At 25.9% G+C, this 12,109-nt stretch carries 6 protein-coding genes; all 6 read left to right on the top strand.

Going from position 1 to position 12,109, the window contains the following annotated elements:
* The first annotated feature begins 469 nt into the window (after window positions 1-469).
* The 6 genes from OIF33_RS00310 (at window position 470) to dptH (ending at window position 12,058) form a co-directional block, all read left to right on the top strand.
* The gene (locus tag OIF33_RS00310; RefSeq protein ID WP_322502228.1) at window positions 470-1,600 is read left to right on the top strand and encodes a deaminase domain-containing protein; all 1,131 of its coding nucleotides are present in this window, start codon (window positions 470-472) and stop codon (window positions 1,598-1,600) included.
* A 131-nt stretch (window positions 1,601-1,731) separates the two neighbouring features.
* Window positions 1,732-2,052 (top strand): hypothetical protein, encoded by a 321-nt coding sequence (locus tag OIF33_RS00305; RefSeq protein WP_322502227.1) that lies wholly within the window; start codon window positions 1,732-1,734, stop codon window positions 2,050-2,052.
* A 2-nt stretch (window positions 2,053-2,054) separates the two neighbouring features.
* Complete coding sequence (locus tag OIF33_RS00300) at window positions 2,055-2,972, top strand: hypothetical protein (protein WP_322502226.1); 918 nt, start codon at window positions 2,055-2,057, stop codon at window positions 2,970-2,972.
* A gap of 185 nt (window positions 2,973-3,157) precedes the next feature.
* Window positions 3,158-5,518 carry a DNA phosphorothioation-dependent restriction protein DptF gene (gene dptF, locus OIF33_RS00295; RefSeq protein WP_322502225.1) on the top strand — a complete coding sequence of 787 codons (2,361 nt, stop codon included), beginning with the start codon at window positions 3,158-3,160 and terminating at the stop codon, window positions 5,516-5,518.
* Between the two features lie 2 nt (window positions 5,519-5,520).
* A complete protein-coding gene (gene dptG / locus OIF33_RS00290) occupies window positions 5,521-6,906 on the top strand; it encodes a DNA phosphorothioation-dependent restriction protein DptG (protein ID WP_322502224.1) in 1,386 nt (461 codons plus the stop codon).
* A complete protein-coding gene (dptH, locus tag OIF33_RS00285; protein WP_322502223.1) occupies window positions 6,887-12,058 on the top strand; it encodes a DNA phosphorothioation-dependent restriction protein DptH in 5,172 nt (1,723 codons plus the stop codon). The genes dptG and dptH overlap by 20 nt, the downstream gene beginning before the upstream one ends.
* Window positions 12,059-12,109 lie beyond the last annotated feature (51 nt).

Here is a 12,109-nt window from a genome sequence, read left to right as displayed (position 1 = left end):
AAAAATTAATATAAAATTATAGATCAAAAGGGTTGTACCAAAACTCACATGTAAAACTTATAAATATATTCCGAGAATTACTGGATTTTAAGTGAAAGTCCAAATTTTAATTTGGTTGCTTGAACTTATACAATGGAACGTTAGTTACATTGTAGTCCTTATTTATAGCAATTACTTCGAAGATTTTACTAAAGCGAAAAACTTCCTTCGGTCAAACAGTTTCGCTTTTAAACGTAAAATCTTCTACGTAATAGCTTAAATTCTAAAGTTCATCCAGATATTCTCTTCATACTATTTATAAGTTTTACATCATATTAGTTTTGGTACAACCTCTTTATTTTTAGAAATCAACTTATATTTTTACTAGTAATTTATGAAGATTATAAAATTGTAAAATTAATCTTTTAGGTTAATTTAAAAAATAATTGTATAATAATAAAGGAAGTTTTCAATTGGAAGGGAAAAATATATGTTGCAGAAGAATAAAGATTTAAATATAAAAAAACTAAGGGTAAGGATTAAGGATAAAAAAGAATTTAGGAATGTATTAAAAAATGAAGGTTTTGAAATAAAAGATTTTAAAGAGGAAAAAATTAAGGAGTTACTTTTAAGTGAGTTCATCGTAAATGATAATACTTTGAAAAAAATGAAAGAATGTATAAATGATGAAATTGCCTATAGAGTAGAGAATATAAAAGACTTTATTGATTATATAGAAAAGATTTTGCTTTTTGAAAGGAATCATAATCTTTTAGTAAGTAAGATTAATAATATGGATGAATTTTATATAGATAGAATTGAATATGAAAAAGAAGTGCAATTTCAAGAGGATATTCATAACCTTATGGAAATTGTTGAAGAGATAAAATTAAAAACTAAGGGAGAAATATCAGAAGAAGAACGTGAAAGACTAATAACTTTAGAAAAGGAAATAGAAGAGGAGTACCTTTATGCAAAGGATATAGAGCTTCTTAAAAACATAGTTATAAAAAATAATTGTGAAGTAGAGGAAAGTTATAATAGGGAGACAAAGATGAAAAGGCTTTTAATTAAGCCAGGGGAGAGTTTAGGGCTTGGATATGTTAAGGCAAAAAAAGGAACAGTGGAATATCATGAATACTTAAATAGAAGTATTCCAAGAATGAGACGATTAATAAAAAATATAGACAAGTATATTGAGCGTGATAAAGTACATATAGGAAAAATAAGAATAAACCAAAGCAAGGCTCTTCAAGATTCAATAAATGTAGCTGTAGCATTATTTAATGGGAAAGAATTTAAAGCTATTAGTGGAAGCAATGAGATAATTGGATATTGTGAAGCAAGAAAAGAAGAGAAACAAGCCTTTAAAAGTATGAAGGTAAATAAGCTTGGTAAGTTAGGTATAGGTTACAATAGAATAAATGATAGTGAAAAAAAGATATTTGAGGAAATACATAGACAAATAGAGGAAAAAGAAATTGAAGGTGAAGGAGATCTTACTTTATATAGTAAGTGGGAACCTTGTCCAAGCTGTTATTTAGTAATAAACCAATTTTCTAAAAAGTATCCCTTAATAAATGTTAGAGTAAAGTATGGTGAAAAGTATGGTTATATATAGAGTAAAAGGAATTTTAAAAGCTTAATTTTGAATAATTTTAGATAAGTTTAAATTTAATTTAAACTTTATTGACTTAAAAGTATAAATATGTAAATATATACGAGGATTTATATTTTTAAGGGGGACACAATATGAGAAATTCTTTTATTAAGAAAATTTCTAATTTTAAAGCTCTTATTGCATTTGTAGCAGGATTAATATTATTGATATCTTTAAATAGTAGGATTTATAGAGATGAGATTGAGTATTTTAAAAATAAATATATAAGAGCTCAAGAAAAATATAATGATTTAGCTTTAGAAAATGATAAAGCTAAGGAAAGAAAAGAATCATATGTGGAATTAAAGAAGAAGTATGATGAACTAAATGAAAAATATACTGATTATGAAAAAAACACTTTAAAAACTTTAGATGAGAAAATAGCAGATTTAAAAAGTGAAGTAGGGGAATAACAATGAGAAATAGCTTGAAAAACTTTTTAGATAAGTTACCTGGAGTAAGTGGAAACCATAGAGTGTTTATGATTACATATTATATATTTTTTACTTTTCTAGCTTTATTAGATTTCATAACTAACATTACTATGGATAATGTTCTTTTTAGTATATATTTATTCTTTTTAGTTTTACCATCAGTAATAGTAGGAGTAAAGAGAGTAAAGACCTTAGATAAAAGAGGAAAGTTAAATTATTTATTACTTCCAACATTATTTATATTTTTATTAGGAGTTAATATTAATTTAGATTTAAACAATGAAAATAATATAAAAAGAGATGGGCTAAAAGAATTAGGAATAGATGAAGCTGTATATAAAGATACAATAGAAAAATATGAAGGAATAAAAGAAGAATTAAACAATAATAAAATTGATGAAAATGAATATAAATTAGCTGAAGATAACTATAAAAGACTTGAGAATTCTTATGAAGCTTTAAAAAGTGAAGTAGATAAAAAACAAGAGATTTATGATAATCTTGTACAGAAGAAAGCTAAAAAAGAAGAGCAAGAAAGAATAGCTAAAGCAGAAGCTGAGAAAAAGGCTAAAGAGGAAGCCGAAAAAGCTGAAAAGGCAAGAATAGAAAAAGAAGCTAAGGCTAAAAAAGAGTCTTCAAAAAATAATCAATCTAGCAACAAAAATAGCGGAACATTTAAATCAAATGGTGGGACAGCTAGCCATGATAATAGAACAGGATATGATAGTCAGGATAGCGATCCTAATGAACCAGTAGTAACATCTGATTATGGATATGTAGCAAGTGGAAATAACTATATTCATAAAACTGCAAATTGTAAGTTTATAAGAGGAAAATCAGCAAGTAAGGTTAGTGTTAGTGCTAGTGGAAAGCATACATGTAATTGTTGGTATTATTAATTAAAAGGTAGTTTTAAACTACCTTTTAATTTTATAAATAGGTAGAACTTACAGGGAATTGGACAATTATCTCTATTGATTTTATAATAAGAATATATATTGGATTCTTTAGTAAATTTTGAAAGAATTAATTAAATTATTTATAAGAAAAAAGGTGAAAATCAAAATATAAAGGAGAAATTTTAGTGGACAAGAATGTTTTCGGCTATTTAGAGAGAGATTATAGCGATTTAAACGATTATATAAGTGAAATAAATGAAAATATATTTAAATCACCATATACTTCTATAGTAAAAGGAAGATTATTTGGAGAGAAATTAGCGCAAGAAGTTGCTAAAATTGAAGGATTAGGATCTTTAGATGAACTTACCCAAGTTGAAAGATTGAAAAAATTAAAATGGGATGTAGATTTAAATAAAGAAGCTGAAGATTTATTTCATACAATTAGATTAACTGGTAATTTAGCAGTTCATGAAGGTGTTGAAGGTGAACTTTCAGAAGCTTTAAAAATCCACAGATGTGTATATAAGTTGACAGGATGGTTTGTTGAAGTTTATTTAGATCACAACTTTACTTTACCACCATATAAAGAACCTAAAAATGATAATAGTGGATTAGAAAAAGGTATCATAAAGAATTTTTTAAATAAATTTATGGATAGTATTAATGGAAAAAATGAAGAGAAAAATGGAATAGAAGTTGCTAGTACTACTCTAGAAAAAGAAAATATAAAGTTAAATACTATTCAGGAAAAACCTGAACAAAAAATAGAAACGAAAAAAATAAAAGAACTAAAAAGAGCATGTTTAATAGATGAGCTAGGAAGATTAAAAGAGTCTTCTAAAGAAGCTGTAGAAGGATTAAATAGTTTTAGTGATTTTAAAAAGTATATGCATATAGAAAGAAATGTTCAAAGTAAACTTGAAGATTTAATAATAAATACCTCTAAAAGTGATAAAGCACAACTAATATTAGTTTGTGGTAGTGTAGGAGATGGAAAATCGCACATCATATCTTATTTTAAAAATAAATATCCAGATATTATTTCAAAGTTTAAGCTTCATAATGATGCTACAGAAAGTTTAGAACCTAATCAAACATCTATGGATACTTTAAATGATGTATTAGATGAGTTTAGTGATGAAAAAATTGATTCAAGTAATCAAAAATTTATATTAGCTATAAATCTTGGAACTTTAAATAATTTTATTGATTCTAAGTATGGTTCAAGATTTACTAAGTTAAAAGACTTTGTAGAAAGTCATAAAATACTTGAACAAACCATAGTAGAAAATGATTTTGATGAAGATAGTAATATTCAATTTGTGAATTTTTGTGATTATCATCTTTATACAATAAAAGATGGTAAAGTTAAATCTGAATACATAAAAGAGTTACTTGGAAAACTGACTAATAAATCAGAATTAAATTATTTTTATAAGTCGTATAAAGAGAATTGTGCAAACTGTTCAATTTCTAATAGATGTCCAATAAGAGCTAATTATGATCTTTTAAATAGCGAAGAGGTTCAAGAAAGTATTATAGACTTACTTGTTCAAGTAATAATAAAAAATAAAGCTATAATATCAACTAGAGCTTTATTGAATTTCTTGCATGATATCTTAATATCTAGAACGTATATAGATATTAACTCACCAACATTTAAGCAAAAAATATCAAGATTAAAACCTGAAGAGTATATAAATTCTTTAATGCCTAATATATTATTTAGCCATAAAGAATTATCAGCAATATTCGAAGGATTAAATAGATTAGATCCATTAAACATAAGAAATGAAGAGTTGGATGACTTTGTGATTAAATTTAACAACTCAGTAAATCTAATAGAATTATTTAATGAAAATATTGATTATCCAAAAGGTTTTTTAGGTAGTATTCAAGAGTTAGATTTTAATGATAAACAAGTAGTAAATAAAATAAGAATTGACTTATTAAAACTATTTATTAGAAGTTATTTATTATGTGGTAAAAACAATATCTTTTCATTAAAAGATGATATTTATGATGAGTTTATAAGAAATCTTTATTATTGGAATAAAGGTGAAAAAGGTAAACTTAAAGATTTATATAGTTTTATAAAAAATGGAGTTCTAAAATGGAACGGGGAAGCTGATAAAGATAGCATAAACATTTTTATTGGGAATAGTCAAACTAAATACAAGGTTAGTGAAGAGATTGATTTTAAGGCTGACATAAGTAATTTACCTAGTAATAAAGATAGTGAATTAATAAAGTTTTTAAATACTATGGAAATTAAATTTAAGAGTGAGAGATTAGAAAGTTCAGAAACTATCGATATAGATTATTCATTATATCAATTATTAAAAAAGGTTACTAACGGATATAGACCAAATAAGAAGGATAAAAATCAATTTGTTAAATTTATTGAGTTTATAAATAAGTTAGAGGTGGCGGGGTCACAAAATGAAAGTCTTTTATTTACAGAAAAAAATAGAGATGATAATAAAAAATATAGATTAGAATATGATGACGAATTTGAAATGTATAGATTTGTGGAGATTTAAGAATGAGTGAATTTAAGGATTATAAAATAGATTTAGAAGAGTTTAAGAATGGATTTAAGTTTACAGAAAAGGGGTTAACTCATAAACAAGGATCTAGATATAAACTTTTACCATATGCAGCTAATGAAAAAACATTAGTTGATGATTTTTCAGGTGTTCTTGGAAGTTTTTCAAGATTTATTTCAAATAAAGAAATAAAAGGTATCTTTAATTATGAAGAGTTTATAGAAGATGTTGCTGAACAGGTTGGTGACTATGAAGGGAATTTAAGTAGAGAGACTTTTAAAGATATAATAAGAATAATGTTTATAGAAGATGGAAAGTTAGTTAACTTTGATATTAAAACATTAAATTATATAAACTCAACAAATGCAGATGAAAAAATAGCTGGCTTTTTATATTCAGTATTATTTGATGAAAATGTAAAAAAAGAAGCATTAAGTCATTATGATACTGAAGTAAATAACATACTATATAAATTAGTCTTAAAATCATTACCAACATTAAAAGAGAAAAAGTACTCAATGGATGGATATAAATGCTATGTTCCTTATGTAAAGGAGATGTTTATAAAAGATTTTAGCTTCTTAATAAAGCATGAAGAGTTATATAAGGATTCGTTAAAAAGGTTATTAGAATACTACTATATGTTTTATATCTCACAATTAAGTATAAAGTTAGATAAATTTGAAAATGCTGAATTAGATAAAATAGAAAAAGTGTACTATACATTATCTTGGGAAAGTACTTCAAAAAATAGAACTGCCTATAGATTGGGATGGGAGTTATTAAAAGGTAAAGTCAACTCGTTATTTTCACATGCTATAGCATTAGAACTATTAAATACAAATGGAGATGAAAATCAACTTAGCTATTTGGAATTAGCAGAAGCTTATAATTCAATGGATAAAGAGGAAATAGAAGACAGTTTAAGAGAAGCTGTAAACATGTATCAAAGTCAGATAAAGGATGTAGCTTGGGATGAATTTAGACCAACTTCAAAACAAAGCTCTGTTAATGGATTTAATGAAGTCTATAGACTTTATGACTCCTTAGAATATCAATTCAATAAAGGAACAAGAAAAAGAGCATATGATGCTTATAAAAATTGGTTTGTAAAGTTTGTTGAAAATAACTTTGGAAAAAGAAGAGGTGCATTGGGGTACAATCTTAATATGACAGAAGATGATATAATATTAATGACCAAAATTTGTATTAATGATAAGAAAAAGCTGAAATTAAATGTTTTATTTGAAGAATTTGAAAAAAGAGGATTATTCTTTGATAGGGATTCAAGTAAAAAAATAATTCAGCTTTATGAAAAATTAAACTTACTAGAAAAGAAATCAGATAGTGGGGATGCACAATATGTTAGATCAGTTTTATAGTTATTTATCAGAAAGAATTTTAGAGTTTTTTAAAGATAATCCTTTAAATTCAGGAGCAAAATATAATATTCAATTTGAGACTGAGGAACAAGTAAGAAATCTATATAATGTTTTAAAGGAAAATACTTTAAGTGAAACTTATGAATATAAAGATGAAAATGGAAATGTTAAGTACAAATCATATAAATTAAATTTTCATAATGGTAAAGAATTAATAGTTGCTGCTACTATTGATAATGTTCAACCAGACTTTTTAACCAGACTTAGAAATATGGTTGGACATGAACCAGGATATGAGAATAAGGGAATACTATTTATACATAATACAACTTTAGATAGTATTGTTGGAGGAACAGAATCTTTTTCAAAAGAAGGTATGCCATTTCATGTAAATTATATACAAAATAATATTAAAGAAAAAATTTCAAACAATAACTTTAGTAAAGTAGATAAAGTTATTGTTGAAAAAGACTTGGAAAGAAAAAAAAGTTCATTATTTCAAGATAGTAATTCAATTTTTGAATACCGAGAAATATTAGAAATAATAAATAAAGGTTATATAGATAAAAATGAATATAGAAATTTTGGATTGTTTTATGATAGTAAATTAGAGCAAGTATCAGGAAAAGAATTAGAAAATAAAATAAATGAAAATGCATTATATTTTAGTAGAGTAGATGAAATTCATAACTATGGTAATCCAGAGACTCAATTAGAGAAGTATTTTGATGATAAAGGTATTGATAAGCTAAAAGAAGCTAATTGGAAAGATGTTGAATATAAGTATGTAATAAAATCTGTTGAAGATAAAAAACAAATAAAACCTCTAGAATATATAGGAGCTTCTGTTGAATGGGATAAAGAAGAAGGTACTTCTAAGGCTAAATCAAGAACTAGAAATATAATAGTTTTTAATGAAAATAACTTAGAAGAAATAAATTTAGAATTTACATTTGATGATAAGCTAAAAAAAGAATATATTCATGAAAAAGGAATAGTCGGTAATCTAAAAGCTACCACTTCAGGTAGGAAATTAAATGTAACCTTAAAGGTAGATGAATTCAAATCAAACTTTTATAAAGTAGTCTATAAACCAGAAAAAATGAAGTTCGAATTTAAAATAGTTGTTGTAAACTTTAATCAAAAATATTTAGAAGAGATAAAATCTAAATATACATTAGTTGTTAAGAAAAATAATAGTTATATATCTATAAATACAAATGATTCAACTATTATATTTAATGAGTTTGAAAGTAATAAATCAGAATATCAATTAACGTCTAATAATGAACAGATAGAGATACCCTGTGATGAATTAGTAGAGATTAAAATATCAGATGACTTTAACTATGAAAATGATGAGGAACTTATTAGATTTACAGCAAAGATTGAAAATGATATTGTACCGTTTGGAATAATTGGGACAAGTCAAGTGCCAGAGTATGCAACAGGTATGAAAGTATGGAAACTTAAAAGAGAAAAAAAGGCTGATTTTAAGTCTATAGGTGATAACAAGCTAGGTTTTGGAACAAGAGAATACTTAACAAGAGATGAATTTAGGAAAAATTTATCATTAGAGAAAGAAATTATAGAAAAAGAAGGTTTTTGTTTTATTGAAACTACAGAAGGATTAGAGAAAAATGAAATATTACTATATTCTGAAGTTAGAGAAGCTTACTCTAAAATTTTAGAGTATTATAAAAAATCTAGAAAGCTACCTAGTTTAACATATTTAAATGATGATTTGAAATCAATATATAAGGATTTCATAATTGTTTATTTAGAAGCATTAAATTCAATAAATGAAGGTGAGTATTTAAATAAAGAACAAAAGAATTTATTTAAGTTAGGTATTATAAAAAGAGAAATAGAAGATAAAGAATTAATATTTACGCCATTACATCCATTAAATATAGCATACCAATTAAAAATAAATAATGAACTTGGTAGTGAGGATTTATCAGATGAAATCATTAAGAGGTTTACTTCAACTTATCTTTTACCTTATATAGTTGGAGAAGAAAATGAATTATATATTCCAATGGAACAATTACATTCTCCAGAATGGAAATATTATGTTGATGAAAAATTACCAAGATATAAAGGATCTAGGGAATTTGTATCAAAATTGGTTACAGAAAAAATTGAAGAGTTTGTAGGTCATTTTAGATATTTATTTAACATGTCTGAAAATGCAGCAATTAGAATAAATTTGATAAACACAGGAGATAGTAAAGAAATTCTTCAAGGAATTTTTAAATATTATACAAAGAGACTTAAATCAGGAAATAATGTATTACCAATAGATTTATTTATATATTCAGATGAAAATATAACAAATGCTTTTGAAGAAGTTGCTTTTAATGAAAATATAGCCAGTATAAAAGGATTATATGGAATAGATTTAAAAGTAGATAACATGTCAGAGGAGGATGTACTTAATCTTTATAGAGAAAAAGTACAATTCTATACAAAAAAAGTTGAAGATGGAATAGAATATGCTCATATTACATTCTTAGAGATGAGTGAGGATGTAAGGACTATAACATCAAATATGAGTGATATACCATCAGGAGTAATATTAAATGGTGAAATCTCTGGAATTCCATCAGTATTTTTAGGAGATGCATATAGAACAGGATTTGGTACTAAATATGCAAATACAAATACTGATTTAATGAATGTTGCTATGAAACTTAATGCCTTAAATACAGCTTCTAATGGGGAACCTTTTAATAGTAATCAATGTAAAGCCATTTCAGTTCCTAATAAAAGTAAAAGTTCACTAGATGATATATATAATGCAAGTCATTGGGTAACATTTATAAATCCAAAGGTTGATTTAAACTTCTTTAAAAATGATCCTGATGCGAAAGACTTGTTAATAATACATTATAGTGATCAATATACAACTGCTGGAGGGTATGATGCAATAACTGTAACTAGAAAATCAACTCCTTATCAGAGGGTAATAGAAGAATTCTTAAACAAGAATGACATAGAAAATTCTGAAGAATACTCACCAATGATAATAAATATGTTTAATGCTATAAATGGAGATTGGTTGTTAAGATTGTTATCAAGTAAATCACATTTTCCTAAAGAGAAAATAAGCATACTTTCAGCTATTAAGTTAGCATTAGCTAAGTTTAAAAGTGAAAATATAATATGGGTACCAATATCATTAGAAGAGATTCTAAGAGTTTCTGGAGGAGTAGGATTAAAACAATCAGAAGGATTTTTTTCAGTTAAGAACTTAGGATTTGATAACAATGGTGCTACAAGTGATGACTTATTGCTAGTTGGAATAGAAGAAAAAGATGAAAAAGTGTTTGTTCATTACTATCCTATAGAAGTTAAAATTGGTATAAATGATGATGGATATATAGGAAAGGGTATAACACAAGCTAAAAAAACAAAAGGTCTTCTTAAAGAAACTTTATTACCTAAAGAAGGTGAATTACTTTCAAATACAAAGAAAGTATATAGAAACTTCTTGATGCAACTAGTAGTATCAAGTGCAGAGAAATTAAACCTATATGGAGTATGTAATAATCAAAACTGGGAAAAAGTAATTGATTCTGAGTTAAGAAGAAAGCTATTAAATGAAGATTATCAAATAGTAGATTCAACAGATAAAGTTTTAGGACAAGCTGCTGTAGTATCTTTCAAAAGAGGAGTAACTAAAAATATTTCTGAAATAACTGAAGATGTTATGGTTATAGAAATGGCAGAAGAAGATGGAATTCAATTTATAACTAAAACAGTTAGCGAAATTGAAGCTTTAATTTCTAAAGTTGATTTTTCAGTAGTAGAAAATATTGAAGGTGTAACTGAACAAGATGTAGATAGTAAAGAAACTATTGAGAATACTGATGGTGAAGATGTTGTAAATAACGAAGTCATTTATGAAGAGAATACAACAGGAGAAATAGTTGAATTAAGAGAAGAGATTTCAGATGATTGTAAAGAAACAATAGATAGCTGTAATAGTCAAATAGAAGAAAATAGAACTATGGAAATAGTATTTGGAACCAATGAGAAAAACAATAAAAAAATCATTCTTTATCCAAATGACACCAATAAGGTTCTTCATACGAATACAGGAATAATTGGAACTATGGGAACTGGTAAAACTCAGTTTACTAAGTCAGTAATTACTCAACTTCATAGAGAATCAAAGAATAATGTTGACGGAAAAGACATTGGAATTCTTATCTTTGACTATAAGGGAGATTATAATAAGTCAAAAGAAGACTTTATAGAGGCTACAGATGCTAAGGTATTTGAATTATATCATTTACCATTCAATCCATTATCAGTTGTAAAAGGTCCAAATTCAAAACCAATGCTTCCTCTTCATACTGCTAATAGTTTAAAAGAAACTATTGCAAAAGGATTTAGACTTGGTAATAAGCAAGAAACATTATTAAGAGAACTTATAATGGAAGCTTATGAGAAGAGAGGAATTATAAAAAATAAACCGGATACTTGGGATAAACCAGCACCAACACTAAAAGATGTTTATGATGTATATGATTCAAGAGAAGATTTGAAGAAAGATGATAGTTTATATTCTGCATTAAGCAATCTTATAGATTTTGAAATATTTGAACCAGATCCATTTGAGACTAAAAGCTTATTTGAACTTATAGACGGGGTTACAGTAATAGATTTATCAGGATATGATGAAGGAATACAAAACTTAGTTGTAGCAATTACGTTAGACCTATTCTATGCTCAAATGCAAGCTAGTGGACATAGTAAAATAGAAGGTCATTTAAGACAGTTAAATAAGATAGTTTTAGTAGATGAAGCTGATAACTTCTTAAGTAAAGATTTTGCAGCATTAAAGAAAATACTAAAAGAAGGTAGAGAGTTTGGTGTAGGAACAATACTTTCAACACAATTATTAACTCACTTCTCAACAGATAAGAATGACTATGCTAACTATATATTAAACTGGGTTGTTCATAGAGTTGATGATTTAAATAATAGAGATGTTAAAAAACTATTTAATGCTCAAAGTAAACAGGAAGAAGATAAGTTGGTAACAACTATAAAAGGATTAGCTAAACATCATAGTTTGGTTAAGATAGGTGATAGTGAGAGACCATCATTTATGAAGGACTTAGCTTTTTGGGAGTTATAGATATAAAATAATATATAGACTATTTTATAAGTTTTAAAATAGTCTATATAA

This window comes from Clostridium sp. LIBA-8841, assembly GCF_034439435.1.
GTDB lineage: Bacteria > Bacillota > Clostridia > Clostridiales > Clostridiaceae > Sarcina.
Note: the sequence above shows the minus strand (reverse complement) of the source record. Positions and strands in the feature narration are given on the sequence as shown.

Excerpts from the sequence above, each read along its gene's own strand:
- OIF33_RS00310 (WP_322502228.1), top strand. The coding sequence starts at position 470 with ATGTTGCAGAAGAATAAAGATTTAAATATAAAAAAACTAAGGGTAAGG.
- OIF33_RS00305 (WP_322502227.1), top strand. The coding sequence starts at position 1,732 with ATGAGAAATTCTTTTATTAAGAAAATTTCTAATTTTAAAGCTCTTATT.
- OIF33_RS00300 (WP_322502226.1), top strand. The coding sequence starts at position 2,055 with ATGAGAAATAGCTTGAAAAACTTTTTAGATAAGTTACCTGGAGTAAGT.
- dptG (WP_322502224.1), top strand. The coding sequence starts at position 5,521 with ATGAGTGAATTTAAGGATTATAAAATAGATTTAGAAGAGTTTAAGAAT.
- dptH (WP_322502223.1), top strand. The coding sequence starts at position 6,887 with ATGTTAGATCAGTTTTATAGTTATTTATCAGAAAGAATTTTAGAGTTT.